Here is a 19744-nt window from a genome sequence, read left to right as displayed (position 1 = left end):
GTCCACTCCTACTTTTTGTTTTTTTGCCTGATGGAATTCATGGTCTTGCTCTGGGACGGACGGCTGCTCAGCTTCGAGAAAGGAGCACGGATAAACACATCCTTCCAGTCTCCCGTCTTCATTGGAGCAATAGGGGTCAGATAGGACGAACCCAGACTCGTCAGGTTGGATAAATGAATTACGATCAGGGCTATACCCATTACAAGTCCAATATTGCCCCATATTCCGGTGAGTATTATGATTCCGAAGCGGATCAGGCGGATAGAGGCGCTCATCATATAGCTGGGAATCACAAAAGAGGCAATGGCAGATGAGGCTACTGCGATAATAAGCACATTGCTTGTCAGGCCAGCCTGTACAGCCGCTTGACCAATCACAATCCCGCCCACGATCCCGATCGTCTGCCCAATCTTGGTTGGCAGGCGCGCTCCGGCTTCCCGCAGCAGCTCGATCATGATTTCCATCAGCAGCGCTTCATAAACAGGAGGAAACGGCACCCTGTTCCGTGATTCAGCCAACGTTCGGAGCAGCGCTTCGGGAATCATCTCGTAATGAAAGGTAGTTACCGATACATACATCGCCGTGAATGATATCGTTATTACAAGAGCCAGAAACCGGAGCAGCCGCAGTGCCGTCCCCAGTGCCCAGCGCTGGTAGTAATCATCCGGTGATGAGAAGAATTCAAAAAAGGAGGAGGGCGCACTGATCGCTGTCGGACTATTGTCAACGATGGTGATGATCCGCCCGGCCGCCAGCTTCGACACAGCCACATCAGGTCTTTCCGTAGTCAGAAACTGCGGGAACACCGAATTCGGCATATCTTCAATGAACTGGGTCAGCGTCCCGCCGTCATTAATCGCATCTGTCTCAATCCGGTTGATCCGGTTCTGCAGATCCTGGACATATTTAAGATTGGCAATATCCTTGATATAAAGGATGTACACAGTTGTTTTGGAAATTTCTCCGATCTCACACCGGATAATTTTCAGATGCGAGCTTTTGATCCGGCGGCGGATTAAGCTCAGGTTAGTAGGAGCGGATTCCACGAAGGCATCATGAGGGCCGGCAATTACCGTCTCCGTTTCCGACTGCTGTACACTGCGGCCTTCCGGGCCGTAGGCGTCCAGTAAGTAGACAGCTTCCCCGTGGAAGACAGCTACACAGCCCTCCAGTATGCCGACCACCACGGCTTTGGACTCTCTTGTCTCAACAAATTGGGACTGGAGGAACAACTTATCCAGCCCATCCGCCTGAAGCCGGTCAAAGGGCAGCAATATTTCCTGGATTAGCAGGTTGTTATCCACCGTATGCGGGAAATACACAATATCGGCGGAGAGTTCAGGAAAGCGCCGGTGGCTGAGATCCGCACACTGATCGAATTCATCAAGAATATGCCGCAGCGTAGGAATATTCTGTGTGTCCGGTTCCATAGATGCCCTCCTTCCCCGTTCGTTTGGTATAGTATCCCCAAGATTTTCTTGGATATTTAAGGCTGCCGCAATAAAAAGCCTTCTTCCATCCCGCAGGATAAAAGAAGGCTATCATGTACATCTTCTGCTTGTGCTACATCTACATTGCCGTACCGGTAACGCTCGTTCCGTTCTTGGTGATCTTGTAATTCACGACTTCGCCGCTCCAGAAATGGAACTTCAGGATCACGTCACCATTGTTCACTTCATTGAAGAACGCCGGCAGCAGACTGATTTCACCCGTGGTATAGGAAGGCGTAAACGTATAAGCAAATTCTTTATAAGACGTCCAGTTTTGCGGGCCGGCATTCCCTCCTGAAGCATATACGGCTTCCATGGTAGCGAGAGTATCGCCATTGAACACAGCCGGTATTTTAAAAGCACTGGCTGTTCCCTGAACGCTGCTTAGCTTTGGCGTATTATAGAGAATTACGTTAAAATTCCAATCCGCTCCTTTGTTGAAGCGGGCCGTCAAAACTGCATTGACGCCAAGCTTACCGGAAGAAGTCAGGCTGGTGAGCTTCGCTGCTTTGAACGTCAGCTGGTCACCGCTTAGGGTATAATCCGTTCCCTGCACCAGCTGCTGGCTACCGTATAGAATTGAAGAGAGCGTATTGCCGTTCAGATTCAGCTTAACCGTCACATCCTTGGCTGCGGCACCCTTTTTCAAATGAATGAGATCGCTTTCAGCAGTGGACGAACGGCCGGTCCAGCTTGCCTTCATCATATTGTAGAGCTGCGGATCGGACCACTGGAAGGAAGTGCGGCCGAAATGCTGGCCATTGTCCCACAGCATCGGTGTAATTTGCTTGGACTTCAGATAATAAGCCAGGTATTCGAAAAATTTCAGCTTCTCCCCCTGCTCGATCACACCTGTATTCTTGTCAAAACCGAGCAGCCCATACTCGCCCACAATAACGGGAATGCCTTTGGCCGTAAAGGTGTTATAGACATTATTAAAGGTAGTCACGATATCGTTCTGGGTATCGGTCTCGAACCTGGTATACCCGGCAATATTGACACTGAACGGCCAGAACCCGTAATAGTGTACGGTTGCGATCAGATTGGAGTCGTTCAGCCTGGTGATGGTCTGGTACAGGGCATCCATCCGGGTCTGCGTCGGTGAAGCCTCCAGTGTGGACAGCACCAGCGGACGGGTGGTATTATTCCCTCCGGAGGCTCTGACGATGCCATGGAAAGCCACATTTAGCTCATCCAGCATCTGAATAGCCTTCGCTTCATCCGTCGTTCCACCATCGGTGAAACGCGGCTCATTGACGCTCTCGAACATCAGCTTGGCGGAATATCCCTTGAAGCGGTTCGCAATCTGTGTCCAGACCGCCTTATAGCGGGCCAGTACCAGATCATGCTGCTGCTCCATTTTGCTGATCCACAGCCAGGAATCATGATGAACGTTGATCATGACATACAGATTCTCCGCTACTGCCCAATCAACAACCTGCTGGACACGGGACAGATAGGCTGCATCCACTGTATAGGGGGCAGCCGCTCCCGTATGTACATCCCAGGTCACGGGAATCCGGATGCTCTTATAGCCTTGGGTAGCAATCTTCTTGATCAGAGCCTGTGTGACTGCCGGATTGCCCCAGGAAGTCTCATCGGCTCCGGTCGCATCCAGTGAATTGCCCAGATTCCATCCCGGCTGCATGGCATCTACGTAGGATTGAAGACCCGTGGATGCAGCTGCAGCTGCGGGTGCTTGCGCCTGCGGCGCCTGTTCTTCCGTTGCGGCAGAGACCATAGGTGTGGCCAAAGCAAACAGCAAGACAAAGGTGAAGATGAATGAAAGAAACGATTTCTTTTTTGGCATGGATCGTTTATTCCTCCCGGTTTGTTGTGATCGGCTGATGCATAAAATCAGCTTCATGATTTTTATGCAACCGCTTACCAAAATTAATATAGCATCTTTGCCGATTGGTAAATATCCCAATTATTAGTGTAAAAAACACTCATAATTAGAGATTTTCTTTGTTCCAGGCAGGAATGCCGTGCTTCCGCAACTTTGCTCTTTTTCCTCGGCCTGTCCCCCCGTCTTATGCTATAATAATTAAACATAATCCAAAGAGCCCGCTTCTGATGTAATCCATATTTGAGGAGCTGTGACGATGAGCGATCCGATTTTGCAACAGATTCTTACGGAATTACAGGGAATGAAATCTGAAGTGACAGAGATGAAGGCTGAATTTACAGATATGAAATCCGATATCAAAGAGATACGGTCCGAGTTGGGCACAATGAAGGCTGATATTGACAGCATCAAAGAAGATACGAAGCTGATCCCGCTGATCCAGCAGGCTGTATCCGAAGTCAATGCTGAAGTCATTGCAACCCGGGACACTCTTGAGCGGATAGACAAAACATTAACCGTACATGATGCTACACTGGACATGCTGGCCAGACGTTCTATTGATCAGGAAGCCGCATTGAAACGTATCAAATAAGCTTTCCCTACAGGAGTTTGCTGCAAGCGACCGCCATATCCGGCAGTCGCTTTTTCTTTTACCATTCCTCATCCCCTATTGTCTCTCCCACAAGGACATAACTCCTTTCACAAAGCACAAAGCCTCTCCAATTCACACTTTGTACTCTTTTATTGTCTATTTCACACGGACACACCTTTGATTTTCGTCTGATCCGTGTTATAATGAAAGCGTAAACAAAAGTGATCGAAACCCTATTTTCCATCGGATTTCATCGCCAAGGAGGATGAATGCAATGCTGGCAGGAATTAAGGAACTGAAGAATTGGGTAACCGGAATGTGGCAGCCTGGAATGGCTTCGGGAGAAGAAGACTACCGGAAAATGGAATACAGCGTAGAGCGCCATTTGCACACACCGCAAACGCCAAGCCCGCTTACTTACGAACAGGAATCACGGATCAAGACTGTCAAATTCCATTAATCTAACCGGATGTATATAGATTGAACAATATTTGATACTTAAAAATCCACACTCAAACAAGGCCGCAAGGAACCGGATCATCCGGTTCATGCGGCCTTTTATTTATTTCGTGCGCCTAACCCTGAACCGAACCCTTTGATATAGCTCTTTGGATACCGGCGTGCGGATGGCATATAGTGCAGCCGCGAGGATCGCCCAAATGACCGCAGTTCTTTGCTTTGTTGCCTATGGAATTCCCCATATCCTATATAAACATCTATACCCAGTATCCCCCCTGGGGGGGGATATGTGTCAAACTAAATATCAAGCGCTGCATGATATCCCTGATAAATTGCAGTAGTGATCGTTGACGCTTTTACACAGTCCCCGATCTGAGCCACATAAGGAGCACAATCAATTAACTCCTCTACGATATCTCTTCTTGCCCGTTGTCCAAGTGCACATATTACGGAGGTTCCCGGAATCAGCTGCTCTTCCCCGCTTGGATTCAGGCAAACTACGCCCTCCGGCGTAACACATAACCCTTTGTACCCCAGATGAACCTTAATATTCAGCTTGTCGATCTCCTTCAGCGTAATCGGGCGATGTCTGATATTGGCATCCGGTGCCAGCTCAGTTCTCATCTCGACCAAATGTACCGTTTTGCCTTCCTGGGCAAGGTGAATCGCTGCTTCACTGCCCGCAAGGCCCCCTCCCAGTACAACCACACTATCGGTAACCTTATCTTTCTCCAGATAGTAGTCATTAACTACAACTACATTATCACCATCAAGTCCCGGGATTGGCGGGACAATGGCTGCGGAACCGACGGCTATAATTAACGCATCCACATTTTCATTATCAACATACGCTTGGGTCACAGGTGTATTTAGACGAATCTCGACGCCTGCGTCTATGGCTAATTTCCCGAGAGTAACTCCCAGCTCATACATCTCATATTTGAAGGGCAGCGCCTGCTCTCCCCGCAGAATACCGCCCACATCATCCGACTTCTCACATAAAATGACCTGATGTCCGCGTTTGGCAGCAGTCATCGCCGCATACAGCCCGCCTGGGCCAGCACCCGCTACCAGAACCTTACGCGGATTAGCCGAAGGATAAATTTCTGTCCCGTCCATTTCACGGCCGATTAACGGGTTCACCGTACAGCGTCTTGTAGAGGTCTCCGCACGCTCCGCCATACAGGTGAAGCATCTCAGACATTTAATAATGTCCTCGTCACGGTTGCTCATGACCTTCCGGGGCAGCTCTGGATCAGCCAGCAGTGCGCGGGCCATCTCAACCACATCCGCCTGACCGCTGGCAATGATCTCTTCCATCTGAGCCGGGTCATTTAAACCGCCGACCGTAGCAACGGGGACACTTACATGCTTCTTGATCTCTGCTGCCAGATACACATTACTGCCATGCGGCAAGAACATCGACGGATGGGTGATTCCGAAGCCGGTCTGATACGTGCCCGCAGATACATGCAGCAGGTCGACTCTAGATTCGACAAGCTTGGCAATTTCAATACCTTCAGTAAGGTCATATCCGCCTTCAAACAACTCCGAACCGCTTATTCTGAACTCGATAGGGAAGCCAGGGCCTACAGCGTTGCGGACACTGTCAAGAACCTCCTGGGCAAACCGTACCCGGTTCTCCAAAGTTCCGCCATACTTGTCGGTTCTACGGTTGAAGTACGGAGAAAAGAACTGATTGATCAGCCAGCCATGTCCGCCATGGACCATAATCATCTCATAACCGGCTCTCTTAGCCAGTCCGGCACATCTGCCATAGGCTGCTACGATGTCATCAATTAGTGCTTGTGTAAGCTCCTTCACTTCCCTGCCGTCTGGGCGTACTCCGGGGCTGGGCCCCCACTGGGCCAATTCCTGCTTCTTATTCTTGTCCGTCAGATATGTACCGGCGTACTGTCCGGAATGGGATAGCTCCACACTCGCAATAGCTCCGTGACGGCGGATGGCATCTGCAGTATAAGTAAAGCTGGCAAGAGAATCTACAGTTCCCAGGTCCAGATGGTACATATGGGAGGCTTCGGTTTCGGGATGTACAACAACTTCACTGACTGTAACTGAGGCAGCGCCGCCTTTAGCTCTTAATTCATAGAACGCTGTGGATTTGGGTCCAATCGTACAGTCTGCTGTAATATCGGTTCCGCCCATAGGAGAGCCAAACATTCTATTTCTGAAGGTTACATTACCAATTGTGATGGGTTTAGACAGGTTCGGATATTTTCTAATCATGATTTCATTCTCCTTCTCTCTATACATTGCTTCTGTTCTTTATATACTAGCTTCCTGAGGCTTAGCAGCAGTTCTCGCCTGATATTTGACAGCCCACTTATAGACAAAGGTCAGGATAATTCCGGTGATGCCAAAGATGGCCGCAATCACAAAGGCTCTTTGATAGCTGCCGTCTGCACTGTACACATTCTTCATAATGGACGGGCCAAAATAGCCCGCTAATGCAAAGCCGATAAACATAATTCCATAATTCACACTATTATTCTTGGCACCGAACTGATCTGCAGTAAATCCGGGGAATACGCCCATCAGGGAGCCAAAGCTTAAGCCGATCACAGAAATACCGATATAGAAGGTCGCCACACTGTTAGCTCCTGAAATATACAGCAGGGTGAGCCCCACTACAGATAAGAGTGAAGCAAAGGTAAGCGTGTTGATCCGGCCGATTTTGTCAGAAATATAGCCCGCTAGGATGCGTCCGCCCGTGTTGAACAGAGCCAGTACAGAAACCACAGTCGTTGCCGCCGCCGCAGACAGGCCAACCATTTTTTGAGCGATAGGTGAAGCTTGTGAGGTACACATTAGTCCGGCAAAAGCACCGCTGATTAATAACAGGATCATTACGTAGAATAGCGGACTTGCCAGCATGCCTTTCCAGTCTTTGTCGCTTTTTAGAGAACGGCCAGTACCCGGCAACTTGGCTGTCCAGCCTGCCGGAACGAAATCAGACGGACATTTCTCAATGAAGAAAGAAGCGGAGCAGATGATAAGAAGAAATGCGCTGCCGATGATTAAGAATGCTGATTTCACTCCAGACGAGCTAATCAAGCCATTGGCAATTGGAGGGATGATGACAGAGCTTAATCCATAGGCAGCAGTGGTTACTCCGCCAACCAATCCCCGTTTGTCAGGGAAGAACTTGATGGAGTTACTGATAGTGCAGCCGTAGACCATGCCAGTTCCAAGGCCAAGTACGATGCCGTACGTAAGGACCAGGAAACTAACCGAGGTTGCAAACCCGGACAATATCATCCCGCCCCCGAATAACAGGCCACCTACCAGAATTACCCGCTTAGGCCCGAATCTGTCATTAATCCATCCGCCTGAAATCATCGTAATTGGACCGACTGAATTGGTAATCGTAAAAGCGATAGCCAAATCCCCCGGCGTTAAGCTGAGTCCTGTCAGTTCGCTCAAATACGCTGCCATCGGGGCAGCAAACACACTCCAGGCGTAGATTGAGCCAATACACAGGTTAATAAAGCAGCTCGCAATCAGAATAATCCATCTCTTCTTTGTAAGTTCCACTGCAATCTTCTTCTCCTTCATCAATCGTATTGTGAATTTATTCACATCTAATCCGATTTCATATTAGCACAGGCTCTTATTTATATCAATACAAACATGTATATATTTATATGTTTAATAAAACACGTTTATTCACATATGTAACAAATGTTATTGTCGACTGGCTAAATATGCTATACTAACGAAGTAGAAAACGACGAATATGTATAGGAAGCGAAGCTTATGAGAACTTTGAAATACGCTATTTTGGGGTTATTAAACAAAGAGCCAATGACTGGCTATGATATAGGTAAGGAATTCGGCAAGGATTTAGGTGAGTTCTGGAATGCCAAGCACAGTCAGATCTATCCGGAATTAAAAAAGCTGCTGGATGAGGGACTTATTGTATTCGAGATCCAAATTAGCGGAGAAATACTGGAGAAAAAACTGTATTCGATTACGGAGCAGGGCAAGAAGGCTTTTTTGCAATGGCTGAAAAAAGAAGAGCCGCTTGAGCCTACGCCTAAAGATGTGTTCCGGCTGAGAATGTACTTCTCCAATAATCTGGATATAGCCACCCGGATTCATCTATTGGAGCATCAGCTGCATCAGCATCAGGAGAGACTGAAGCATTTAAGCAGGAATAAAGAGCGGTATGACAGCATCCCCCCACTCGACAGCGATAATTTCGGTGATTATCTTGTGCTGGATGGCGCAATTCTGCGTGAGACGGTAACGATAGAGTGGCTGGAGAATTTCATAGCCCACTGCAAGCAATAAACAAACAAATAGAAAGCATAAAGATTCGAGATTTTGTCACCTCGGATCTTTATGCTTATTTTGGTTAAAATTCTCTTCTCAGCCACTCCAGAACAGTCTCCGCTGCTTCCAGATACCGCTGCCCTACGAGCAGACCGGTATGCGTGGTGTCCCACAGGCCTTTGTAGTCTGCATGGAAATGCTCTGCGTTCACTTTGCCCCGGCGGTCGTCCTCCGCACAGTTAACAGCATGGATAACCAGACAAGGGCACTTAATGGACCGGCTGTCCACCGGGATTCCGTCCGCACCGTAATGATAAGAAAAAGCGCTAAACGCCTTGGCAGACTCCATAGTCAGGTACTTTCTTTGAAAAGCTATATCCTCTGCCGATTCATCTATGCCCGTCAGCTCCTCACGAACCGGGGCAGGCACTACGAGGCCAGGTTGTGTCCGGACGATGTCCCGGTAAGGCACCTGGTCATGAACTTCCTTACAAATACTTGAATCGATCAGCACGAGCCCGGCCGGATCTGCCGTTTCCGCCAGCTTTTGGCTTAGAATCCCGCCCATGCTGAACCCGATCACAATAGGCGGAGCCCCGCATTCAGCGATAACCTCGCTTATATCCTCCAGATAGTCCCCGAAGGTTATCTCCGTCATATCCAGCACCCGGCTTCTGTAATGGCTTCTCAGATTCATGACATAACAGGTCCAGCCTTCACGGATAAAATGGGGAATGTATTTGCTCCACATCCAGCTTCCGGTAAAGGCACCATGCACGAATAGTAAAGGAGGCCTGCGGTCAGCATCCTCCGGGAGGTTCCTTCCTGCGAATATCTGCAGATACAGATCGTTCTCTCCGATGTATTTCTCTGTGTGCGGCGGCAATTCTGTCGTGTAATCTCTCACAAGTATTTCCTCCTTTGAACTTTAGTTTGATATCAAACTATATAATATATTTTTTAGAAGTTGTTATTGATTTTAATTAGAATGCCCAGCAGCGCTTCCTTCTCCTGTTCGGTGACATTGAGGTAAAACTGCTCCAGCATGTCTGCAGATATCGCCTCAAAAACCGTTTCCAGCTCCCTCCCCTTCCCCGTCAGAGCAACGTATACAAACCTGGTGTCCTCCTTCTCCCTTTCCTTCGTCACCATGCCAAGCCGGACCAGCTTATCAACCAGTGCCGTGACGGTCGATTTGTCTTTATTAATTTTGGCGGAGATCTCTGCCATTGTAAGTCTGGGCTTCTGCAGCAGCGCATAAATAATGTCCCCGTGCGAAGTGCCGATACCTTCCAGCCCCTGCTTCACCATCTCTGCAACAATGAACCGGTTAACCTTCTCCCTGATCTTGGAGATCAGCGAAATCACATCTCTAGTTTCCATACAGGGATTATAGTTTGATATCAAACCATTGTCAATGGCGGGCATTTTATATAGTGAGGCAACGCAGGTTTACTCATCGTCCGGAATATTTTCCAGCAACACCACATCTTCACCCTGCTGCTGTCTGATTGCAATGTTGGCTCTGCCCCATGAACACATTACGTCAATAATTCCATTGGCTGTAGTTCCATATTCCGTTATATAATATTCAACTTTGGGCGGCATTTGATTATAGACCTGTCTGCCGATCATTCCGTCCCTTTCAAGTTCGCGGAGCTGCTGGATCAGAACCTTTTGCGAGATGCCCGGGATACTGCGCTGTAATTCACTTGTCCGTTTCTTACCCGACATTAGATTACATATGATTAACGCTTTCCACTTTCCTCCGAGAATTTCAAGCGTTGCTTCTATGCCTAAATGATATTCTTTCATACCTTCCACCTCATCACACCCTAATTAATTTAGCCTATCTTATCTTATGATTTCTATCATGCCATATAACGATCCGGAGTCCAATGCACACTTTGAGGTAACCATGTTACTTTATTGTGTGTATTTACATTTTTACAGGCATCCAAAATAATATAAACAGCTGCACAAAACCAATATCCGCCGGAAAGGTGATTAAATATGAAAACCCTTGTGATCCTAGCACACCCTCATATTGAGAATTCAAGAGTAAATAAAAGATGGAAACAGGAGCTGCTGCAGCATCCAGAGGAAGTTACGATCCATGAGCTTTACAAGGAATATCCGGACTGGAGCATTGATGTTCCGAAAGAGCAAAGTTTACTCGAAGCACACAGCCATATTATTTTTCAATTTCCTTTATATTGGTATAGTTACCCGCCTTTACTGAAAAAGTGGCTGGATGACGTCTTCACCCACGGCTGGGCGTATGGTTCAAACGGGAATAAGCTGAGAGGAAAGAAGCTGGGGATAGCTATGTCCATTGGGGATAAGCAGGAAAATTACCTGCCTGCCGGTTCCGTTTCTTTTACTGTAGATGAGGTTATTGCACCCTTTAAAGCCAGCGCAGGACATGTGGGTGCGATCGCATTACCCTATTTCGCCGTCTTCGGAGCCTCCTTTCAGGCGGGTGATGAAGCAATCAATCAGAGCGCAGCAGACTATCTTCAATATATTATTGAGAATCGATAAGGGCTCACAAACCTCCCTCTCACTTACTTTTGAGAATCCTGCACAAAATACAACATTTCCCCACTCATCTCGGTCAAAATTCAAAAATGTTGTACAAAAGGCAGGATTTCTCTTCCTCCAAGCGGCTTAACCGGATAATTCTTGCATTTTATACAACAATCCCTATGAAATACCTTGATATCTAGGGCTCAGAGTTGCAATATGTACAACATTACTGCCGGTAGGGTGTGAAAAAACCTTCCCTCACCCAAAGGGTAAAGGAAGGTTTAAACGCGTCTCCTCAGAAGACGGAAGCTATACTTTCAATTCGCCAAGGCAGCTATTCCCGTTTCTTCCCCACTGCGCCAAGATAGATAACAAACTCCTCATCGCCGTCTAACTCTAAAACCTCATCAATCAGCTTCTGATCATAGATGCCAATGGCGCAGGCACCTGCACCAATGGATTCGCTGGCTAAATACAGGTTCTGGCAGACATGTCCTACATCGATGAGGATTTTTTTGTGGGCGGAAATATCATATTTCCATTCGGAGCGGTAGGGTGTGGTACTCCAGGCAAACAGCACAGAAGCTTTGCGGGCAAAGTTAGGGACAAAGGGCTGATCCAAAGTGATCGCATCAATCTTCTGTTCCAGCTGATCTAATTCAAACATAAATAGGAGCTTATGCTCCACCGGGAGGTATCTGTAGATCCCTTGCGGAATGCCCTCTACCCGCATAATCATTAAATAGGTTTCAAAGGTGTGTGTCGCCCCACTGCAGGGCACGGTCCGCAGCGTAAGCCCGTTCTTGCTCATGCCGGTGATCCCTTGGGTCGCCCATAATAAATAGGATAACTCCTCCAGACTCAAAGTGTCGGCAGAATAGAAGCGTGTACTTCTTCTTTGCCCGATACAATCAAAAAAATCCTCTTTACTCACTACGTCTCTGCTAACCTTCGGCAGATCAATAATTAGTGATTCCGGATCAAACGGCTTAACAATTGGCGGCTGGGCAATTCCTTTGATCTTGTCTGTTTTAATATGTTTGAATTCATGAAAATTGGATTTCAGAAAATTTCTTTGTTGTTCATATCTGGTCATAACAGTTCCTCCCGGATTAACTTGATAGCTTTAATTTACCACTCCGGCAAAAATAGATTGTGATTTCATTCACTTTACACCTTACAAAAATTCAAATACCAAAAACCCTCCCCCACCCTGAAGGGTAAGGGAAGGCTTAAACATGTCGTCTGAAGCGCGGGCGCTATAATTCCAGCTTCCCCAAGCATGATGAGTCAGGAGAACTGTTTACGCTTGGCTTATTACTTTTCTGCCTGGCACTGTGCTCTGCCGACATTGTGCTCTGCCGATTATATTCCAGCCTCCGCATCCAACGTCAGCCGGTATCCGTTCTTTCCTTCCCTGGCAGCAAATCCCCAGGCCTCGGCGGCTCTCCAGGCCGGATCACTCCCCAGCCGGACCTCAAAGGCCTGACAGGCTTCGGCCCGCTTGCGCAATTCTTCACCGGCTCCGGGCAGAGGCGTCCCGGCAACCTTCTGCCGCAAGGCTCTCCACAGCTCTACATCCGCCAGGGCTCTTTGCAGCCAGGGTCCTGCCTCTTCCTTAAACTTGGAATTCTCCATTTCAAGTAACCGGTAGGAGACGCTCTCCAGGCGGTCGAAATACAAATCAAGCCTCGGGATATCTTTGCTCTGCAAGGCCTCTTTCAGTTCCTCATACCCGCCGCTATAGAGCTGGCTATTTAGATTCTGGCTGCAGAAGAACATCATATCCTCTGCCAGCTCTCCGGCGAATTCCCGGACCGACAGCTCCCAGGAAAGCTCCGGCATATAACGCTCACTGTTCCACATATAGTGGGCCATTGTGTTCAGTGTAATCTTGGAGCATTCCCATTGAACCATCGGATTCGCTACCACTGCCTGATGCCCGGTCTGACCAAGCTGCGAATAACGTCCGCGAACCGGGTCCAGAAACAACCGGTCGTAGTCGGCATCATTGACGGGAATGTTATCCCACAGCCACAGCTCATGTCCGTAATAGCTGTAATTATTCCGTGCATCCCTGCTTCCGACTTGCCGGGCAAAGACGGAAGAGCCGGTCCAGAATATGTTGATGTCCGTATGCAGCTTCTCGCGGATATCCCGCTTATATTCGGTATCCCAGTTAGACCAGTATTCTGAGGGGCACATCACCAGAGTAACCTTCTGCAATTGACGGCTTAAATAGTCATAGACACGGTTTGCCACATAAGCATGCGCCAGTCCGGAGCGCTCCAGGTAATGGAGATTCTCCCCTGTCAATGCGTAGTCGATGTCGTCCATGAGCAGGGCGAAATGCCGGACACCGATGGCAATCATCGCTCTCAGCTTCGCTTCCAGACTGGCAAAATCATCTTCACTGCGAAACTGCAGATCATTTCCCGGACTAATGCAATAATAGAAGTCCACCATCTGGGCATCACATTCCTGCTTGAGCTCACGAATCTGGGCAAACATAGCCTCAGGATAAGGCTCACGCCACAGCTCACGGTGATAGGGATCATCCTTGGGAGCATGCATGAAGGCGTTCATGCGGTGAGCCGCCATATAGCGCACAGCATCTATCCGGTCATCAAAGCTCCACGGCATGCCATAGAAACCTTCAATAATGCCGCGGACTGGAAAAGAAGGCTCATCGTGAATTGTAGCGACAGGCAACCGGCACTTGCCTTCATCTATGCTCAGCAGCCGGTGCAGAGCATCCATCCCATACCTTAGTCCTCTCTTATTGGAGGCTGCAATTGTAATTTTTCCGTCCTTACGGATGTCCAGCCGGTAGCCATCCGCCTTAAGCGACCCCTCATATTCAAGCTCCAGCGTGGCATTGCCCGGTGCGGGTATCTCTCCTTCTTGCGGCGGTTCAATAATTACAATCAGGCCATCCGCAGCAAGCGGCCACTCCCACTTCTGGATCATGGAGAACTTTGAAGTCAACCCGATTCTCAGCCGCTGCCCTTCCAGCACCAGCTCCTCACCCTGATCGTAGTAGTCCCGGAAGTAATACTGCCGTTCCCGTAGCGGCATAGTCATATTCACGCCTCCTTCAGCCTGCCTATCAAAGTAAACTTCATTTCCCGGCTCTTAGGTTTAATCCGTAACCTTCACATTTCCAAACACGGCCTTGCCCCGCGAATCATTCCCCGGATTGCTGAGGGCTATGCCGATATACACCTTGCGTTTCATGGGGATCTGAACCGTTCCGACTGTCTGCCAGTTGCTCCCGTTTGCCGAAATCGACCCTTTGAACGTATTTCCGGTTCTGGTCAGCTTCAGCCATTTCGGAGCCGAGCCGGCCGCAGTATGGTCGGTCATATCGCCTGCGGTTTCAGCACGATACTGGAAGGTCGCCCCATTCCCGGGGGTAAGCATCATATCCGCGTGCCTGGAATTATGGCCCATGGACTCCCGGATCATAATGCCGGCCTTGGCCCAGCTGTCCAGCCAGCTGGTGGACTGCACCTTAACAACAATCTCCGCATTGCCGCTCACGGGCTGGTATATATAATTCAGCTGATCTGCATTCCCCCAAATATCCGTCGAGCTGCTGCTGAGTGTAAATTGCTTATTGGAAGCATTGTAGGTGGCGTTCCCCGGCATGGAACCGATATTCCGCGCCTTCCACACAGCGGGCAGCTGGGCCGGATAATCTTGCTCTACCGGAGCCGTCCAGCCTGGCGTCGGCCAGGTCTCACGTTCATGGATGTTCGCCAGCTCATCTTCCGGCCAGGCCCCGTAGGCAAAGAACGACAGGCGCTTCACGTCCGGATAATTCTCGCGGATGCCTTTGTAAACCTCCTGATATTGATCATCGGTCCAGTCATTATCCAAGGTGGCTACGATGTCCGCAGCACTGCCGCTGATCCGGTCGCTCGTATCCTTCAGGATGCCGTAGGAAGTGCTGTATACCCAATCACTGTTGAACTCCCAGTCATCGAAGTACGCCATCGGCGCGACAAAGTCGATCTTGTCCTTGAACTTGGCTACATTCTGTCCAACCTCTGTAAATTCCGGCGGCAAAATATACACACCAAGCTGCGCATCCGGATTCGAGGATGTGGAAATATCCTCACGGATATCGCCTACATACTGCCCAATTTGTTCGGTTCTCCATTCGTTCCACTGCTGACGCTGCGGCGAATCCGTATCAAAGTCAATGCTGAGCGGCGAATACCCGAACTCCGCCTGATACTTCGCAACCGTATAATCACTGACGTCCATGTTGTAATTGTCGAAGCGGATCCAGTCCAGCACAACGCCGTCCACATCATAATTCTCAATCACTTCCTGAATGATGGAACGCTCATACTGCTGCACTTCATGATGAATTGGATTGACGAAATATTCGTTGCCGTTAGAGCCTGTAAACGGAGTCTGAACCCCGTCCACCAGCGCCTGCATCTGCCATTCATCGTGAGCCAGGAAGGCCTGCTGGTCATGGAACTGGGGAATCCAGGCATGAACCTTGATTCCTGCGGCATGAGCTGCCGTAATGACAGCCTGCAGAGCATCGAAATTCTGGTAGCCCTGGGCAATGGGCGCGATATCACTCTGATAAAATACACTGCCGGACGGAACCTCATCATCTTCATCCTGCTTCACGTTCATGCTGATGACATCGACCCCGTAGCTGGTGGACAGACTGATGAAATTCTGGACATCCGCCATGTTCTTGAACTGGTTCACGGTCCGTACAATCACTTCCGTCTCAAAAGGGGGATTGTTCCCCTCCTCGGCCTGGGCCGGCACGGGAAGGGAACCACCTGCTACCGAAGAAACCAACACGATACCCAGCACCGCCATGAACCCCGATCTCAGTGCAAATGTCATAATCTCGCCTCCACATCATAGTCTTATTGAACTTCTAACAAGAGTTATTTCGTAGCGTTGATTTTCTTAACATTCTCCTGCCACTTTTCAGTTCTGAACTCAAGCAGCTTATCCAGCCCTGCCTTTGCGGTGTTCTTCTTAGCCGTCTCCAGTGCCGCCAGCACCTCTTCATCCGACTTCGCCTGAACCATCTGGGCGTAAGCAAGGGTATAGATATCCGCGACATTCTGTGCGATGATGCCGGTCTCCGTATCGGGAAGCGGATCGGTATTTACAAATTCCGTAATGTCCAGCGCGGTTTTCCAGGTCACCGTGGACTGCGCTACGGTCTCCCATGATTTCTGGTTCGCCGAGAGCAGCGCCTCGAGGCTCATTTTCGCCGTATCAATGAAGGTCGTATTTCCCGCCCAGTTAAAGTCCTCGAATTTTCTCATCGTATCCGTACGCTCGTTAGCAGGAGTGGTCTTGTATTTCTCGTTCGGGATGGGCGCTCCATCCGCGTCCTCTTCATCCCAGTATAAGCCCTTAGGGCCGAAGAACAGCACCTTTTGTCCCTCCGGACCCGTAATCCAGTCAAAGTAAGCGAAGATAGCCTCCGGGTCCTTGGCCTTTTTCGTAATAACACTGACGTTCCAGCCCAGCGTCTCAAAGCCGCTTACAAATACTTTGGTCTTATCTATACCGGCTTTATGGATCGGCCAAATAATCTCATAACCGCTGTCCGGATGGCTTGCTGTCAATGCCCGGTGCCCCTCGGCTCCATACGTAGTGATATTGGATTCAACCATGACCGCTACCCGGCCGGTATTGACCTTTTCCTTGACCGCATCCTGGGTTTGCTGCAGCGCATCCTGTGTAATCAGCCGTTCACGGTACAGCTTATTGATATACAGCACCATCTCCTCGTAAGCGGGATCGTCCAGGATAGATGTCAGCTTGTCGCCCTCCGGATGCCCCATGAGTGTAACGAACTTGCTGGTGGAGTTCTCCCTGAAACCGCCATACATAATTTCCAGACCTGCCCCCTTCTCCCCAACCTCCAGAGGGACTACATCCGGGTACTTGTCTTGCACCATGAGCAAATACTGATATAAGTCATCAAAGGTCTCCAGCGCCGGTCTGCCGAGTGCGTTATAAATATCCTTATTCACCATCCACCCGCCGTTGCCGAATTGCCCGGAGGTATACCAGTTCGGGATTTGATAGATTTGCCCGTCATCTGAACGGAGCAGATTCAGGGTGGATTCTTTGACATATTTCTTGAAGTTCGGATATTTCTCATAGTAATCATCCAGTGCAACAAGCTGCCCTGCCTGCACCAGCCGTTCTACTGAGGACCCCCGGTCCGTAAAAATAACATCCGGCAAATCACCGCCGACGATCATCGTGTTGAGCTTTTCTCCGGCTGCTCCTCCGGATTGTATCGGTTCAACCGTAACCTTGCGGTTCTCCTGAATCCACCTCGTCGCCTCGTTCTCCCCCCAGGGTGAGGTCGTAAGCCAGTCGTAGTTGCCATAGAAGCTGAAGGTAACGGGCTTGATCCCGCTGCCGTCCTCTGTGCCGGCCCCTGTATTCAGATTGTTCTGCGAAGCGTCAGAATTCCCACCTCCGCTGCAGGCCGTGAGCAGAAGCACCAGCGAAGTCAGCAACAAAGCTATCCATTTCAGGCGTTTACGCATTCTTTTCCCTTCTTTCTACGTAATATGGACACTGCTATTCTTTCAATGAACCGATCATTACGCCCTTCACAAAGTACTTTTGGAGAAAAGGGTACGTCAGGATAATCGGAAGGGTAGCGACCATCATCGTAGCCATAGTCAGTGACTTCGTGGTAATCGTCCGGTTCCGGTTCATATGATCCAGCGCGATCGCATTCGAGGAGCCAATCTGGGTCATAATGTTGGAGTTCATCACCTGCCGCAGCAGCGTCTGTATAGGAAGCAAGTGATCCTTGGTGATATAGATCGCTCCCGTAAACCAATCGTTCCAGTAACTTACTGCGGTGAATAAAGATATCGTGGCCAGAACCGGGCCGGAGACGGGAATCACGATCCGGAAGAAAATGCCGTAGTTGCTGCTGCCGTCGATTTTGGCTGATTCCTCCAGTCCCTCCGGCAATGCGCTGAAGAAGGTGCGGATGACAATCATGTTCCAGACACTGATGATGCCGGGGATAACCAGAACCCAAAAGGTGTCCAGCATGCCCAAAGAGCGAATTAGTAAGTAACTGGGGATGAGCCCTCCGCTGAAGAACATCGTAATCATGAAAAACACCATATATTGTTTGCGGAAAAGCAAAGTCTTCTTGGACATTCCGTAGGCTAACAGGGCGGTGAAGAAAACGGATAATGCTGTGCCGATGAGCGTTCTAAGAATGGTGATCAGAAAAGAATTCAGCAGGCGGTCATCCTGAAACACAATATAATAATTCTCCAGGGTAAATGCTCTTGGCAACAGGGTTACACCGCCGAGCGCCGTATCACTGCCCAGATTAAAAGAAATGACTAACGCGTTCCAAAACGGGTACAGCATGAGTAGCGCCAGCAGTGTCAAAAGGATATAAATAGTCCGCTGCATCACTTTGTCGCCCAGGCTTAGTCTCATTGTTCACCCCTCCTACAAGGTTTATGGAGCATTACTCACAGTCGATACACCGCAGTAAAACTTGCACCCGGAAGCATTCGCTATGAGTAGTAGTACCTACCAGAGACTAACATTTGCCCGGCGGGCGATTGTGTTGGCCGTCACCAGCAGAATGATACTGATTACCGCTTTGAACAGCCCTACAGCTGTCGCATAAGAGAATCTGGCATTTAATATCCCAACACGGTATACATAGGTGTCGATAACATCGGAGTAGGGGCGCAGGATCGGATTGGTTGCCAGCAGCAGAATGTCCTCGAAGCCCGCACTGAGCAGACTGCCTATGGCAAGAATCATAAAGATGACAATAATAGGGGTAATGCTGGGGAGTGTAATCAGGTGAATTTGCTTAAACCTGCTTGCTCCGTCTATAGAAGCGGCCTCATATAGGGTCGGATCAATACCTGCTATCGCAGCCAGATAGACAATGCTCCCAAACCCGACTTCCTTCCATACATTTACACTTACCAGAATGGACCAGAAGTACTTGGGTACCGCCAGGAAGTTAATGGGCTCCCCGGCCAGATTGAACCGCTCCAGCACATAGTTCACCGTTCCGTTATCTACGGATAGCAGCGAAAATACGAAACCGGATACAATAACCCAGGACAGGAAATAAGGCAGATAGCTGACGGTCTGGATCACGCGTTTAAAGCCCATATGACCGACTTCATTCAGCATCAGCGCAAGCAGAATCGGGGCTGGAAAAGAGATAATCAATTTAAGCAGGCTAATCACAATCGTATTTCGCATCACATTCCAGAACTCCGGGGCTTCGAAGAACATTCTGAATTGCATAAGTCCAACCCAGGGGCTCTTCATCATGCCGCTAAAAATATCGTATTGCTGGAACGCCATCACTACGCCATACATAGGAATATAGCTAAAAATGAATACAAAGATAATGCCCGGCCAAACCATGGACTGCAAATCCAACTGACTGGTAAATCTCTTCCACCTGCTCGCTTTTCCGGCCGTGTTCATCCGCTTTACCTCCTCTGGACG

The 19744-nt window shown here is 49.1% G+C and carries 17 protein-coding genes; 4 read left to right on the top strand and 13 right to left on the bottom strand.

From position 1 onward, the window contains the following. Positions 1-8: 8 nt before the first annotated feature. Both NSU14_RS02885 and NSU14_RS02880 read right to left on the bottom strand, forming a co-directional pair. Positions 9-1430, bottom strand: a complete 1422-nt coding sequence (locus NSU14_RS02885; RefSeq protein WP_076248420.1) for a spore germination protein — start codon at positions 1428-1430, stop codon at positions 9-11. 139 nt (positions 1431-1569) lie between these two features. Further along, positions 1570-3300 (bottom strand): cellulase family glycosylhydrolase, encoded by a 1731-nt coding sequence (locus tag NSU14_RS02880; RefSeq protein WP_336103867.1) that lies wholly within the window; start codon positions 3298-3300, stop codon positions 1570-1572. A gap of 295 nt (positions 3301-3595) precedes the next feature. Between NSU14_RS02880 and NSU14_RS02875 the strand changes: the two genes are divergently transcribed. Together NSU14_RS02875 and NSU14_RS02870 are read left to right on the top strand one after the other, a co-directional pair. After that, positions 3596-3931 carry a histidine kinase gene (locus NSU14_RS02875; RefSeq protein ID WP_340942659.1) on the top strand — a complete coding sequence of 112 codons (336 nt, stop codon included), beginning with the start codon at positions 3596-3598 and terminating at the stop codon, positions 3929-3931. A gap of 274 nt (positions 3932-4205) precedes the next feature. Continuing rightward, positions 4206-4391 (top strand): hypothetical protein, encoded by a 186-nt coding sequence (locus NSU14_RS02870; protein WP_039297739.1) that lies wholly within the window; start codon positions 4206-4208, stop codon positions 4389-4391. A gap of 296 nt (positions 4392-4687) precedes the next feature. On the opposite strand, the gene NSU14_RS02865 is transcribed toward NSU14_RS02870, so the two are convergent. Next, positions 4688-6637 (bottom strand): NAD(P)/FAD-dependent oxidoreductase, encoded by a 1950-nt coding sequence (locus tag NSU14_RS02865; protein WP_340942656.1) that lies wholly within the window; start codon positions 6635-6637, stop codon positions 4688-4690. Between the two features lie 39 nt (positions 6638-6676). Continuing rightward, positions 6677-7945, bottom strand: a complete 1269-nt coding sequence (locus tag NSU14_RS02860; RefSeq protein WP_076248431.1) for an L-lactate MFS transporter — start codon at positions 7943-7945, stop codon at positions 6677-6679. A gap of 222 nt (positions 7946-8167) precedes the next feature. Between NSU14_RS02860 and NSU14_RS02855 the strand changes: the two genes are divergently transcribed. After that, positions 8168-8704, top strand: coding sequence for a PadR family transcriptional regulator (locus tag NSU14_RS02855; protein WP_039297747.1), 537 nt, complete (start codon positions 8168-8170; stop codon positions 8702-8704). Positions 8705-8768: 64 nt separating this feature from the next. Here the strand turns inward: NSU14_RS02855 and NSU14_RS02850 are convergent, their stop codons facing one another. The 3 genes from NSU14_RS02850 to NSU14_RS02840 form a co-directional block, all read right to left on the bottom strand. Continuing rightward, positions 8769-9593, bottom strand: a complete 825-nt coding sequence (locus NSU14_RS02850; protein ID WP_042139723.1) for an alpha/beta hydrolase — start codon at positions 9591-9593, stop codon at positions 8769-8771. Positions 9594-9646: 53 nt separating this feature from the next. Further along, entirely contained in the window at positions 9647-10069 is a 423-nt protein-coding gene (locus NSU14_RS02845; RefSeq protein ID WP_042141598.1) for a MarR family winged helix-turn-helix transcriptional regulator, read from the bottom strand. A gap of 69 nt (positions 10070-10138) precedes the next feature. Beyond that, entirely contained in the window at positions 10139-10501 is a 363-nt protein-coding gene (locus NSU14_RS02840) for a winged helix-turn-helix transcriptional regulator (RefSeq protein WP_042139724.1), read from the bottom strand. Between the two features lie 198 nt (positions 10502-10699). On the opposite strand from NSU14_RS02840, the gene NSU14_RS02835 reads away from it, so the two are divergent. Next, on the top strand, positions 10700-11230 hold the full coding sequence (locus NSU14_RS02835) for an NAD(P)H-dependent oxidoreductase (protein ID WP_340942651.1): 531 nt from the start codon (positions 10700-10702) through the stop codon (positions 11228-11230). A gap of 319 nt (positions 11231-11549) precedes the next feature. Here NSU14_RS02835 and NSU14_RS02830 read toward each other — a convergent pair whose 3' ends face one another. From NSU14_RS02830 to NSU14_RS02805, 6 genes are all read right to left on the bottom strand, one after another. After that, positions 11550-12311 (bottom strand): SagB/ThcOx family dehydrogenase, encoded by a 762-nt coding sequence (locus tag NSU14_RS02830; RefSeq protein ID WP_042139726.1) that lies wholly within the window; start codon positions 12309-12311, stop codon positions 11550-11552. 269 nt (positions 12312-12580) lie between these two features. After that, positions 12581-14299: a protein O-GlcNAcase gene (locus tag NSU14_RS02825; protein ID WP_340942650.1), complete on the bottom strand. Its 1719-nt coding sequence runs from the start codon at positions 14297-14299 to the stop codon at positions 12581-12583. Positions 14300-14356: 57 nt separating this feature from the next. Then, positions 14357-16096 carry a family 10 glycosylhydrolase gene (locus NSU14_RS02820; RefSeq protein WP_340942647.1) on the bottom strand — a complete coding sequence of 580 codons (1740 nt, stop codon included), beginning with the start codon at positions 16094-16096 and terminating at the stop codon, positions 14357-14359. Between the two features lie 44 nt (positions 16097-16140). Continuing rightward, positions 16141-17775 (bottom strand): extracellular solute-binding protein, encoded by a 1635-nt coding sequence (locus NSU14_RS02815; protein ID WP_042139729.1) that lies wholly within the window; start codon positions 17773-17775, stop codon positions 16141-16143. A gap of 34 nt (positions 17776-17809) precedes the next feature. After that, positions 17810-18700, bottom strand: coding sequence for a carbohydrate ABC transporter permease (locus NSU14_RS02810; RefSeq protein ID WP_340942643.1), 891 nt, complete (start codon positions 18698-18700; stop codon positions 17810-17812). A 96-nt stretch (positions 18701-18796) separates the two neighbouring features. Beyond that, positions 18797-19723 carry an ABC transporter permease gene (locus tag NSU14_RS02805; RefSeq protein ID WP_042139731.1) on the bottom strand — a complete coding sequence of 309 codons (927 nt, stop codon included), beginning with the start codon at positions 19721-19723 and terminating at the stop codon, positions 18797-18799. Between the last annotated feature and the right edge of the window lie 21 nt (positions 19724-19744).

The sequence above is a fragment of the Paenibacillus sp. FSL R10-2771 genome (genome assembly GCF_038000205.1).
Lineage (GTDB): Bacteria > Bacillota > Bacilli > Paenibacillales > Paenibacillaceae > Paenibacillus_AQ > Paenibacillus_AQ phytohabitans.
The sequence above is the reverse complement of the archived record's forward strand: the minus strand, read 5'-3'. Positions and strand labels throughout refer to the sequence as shown.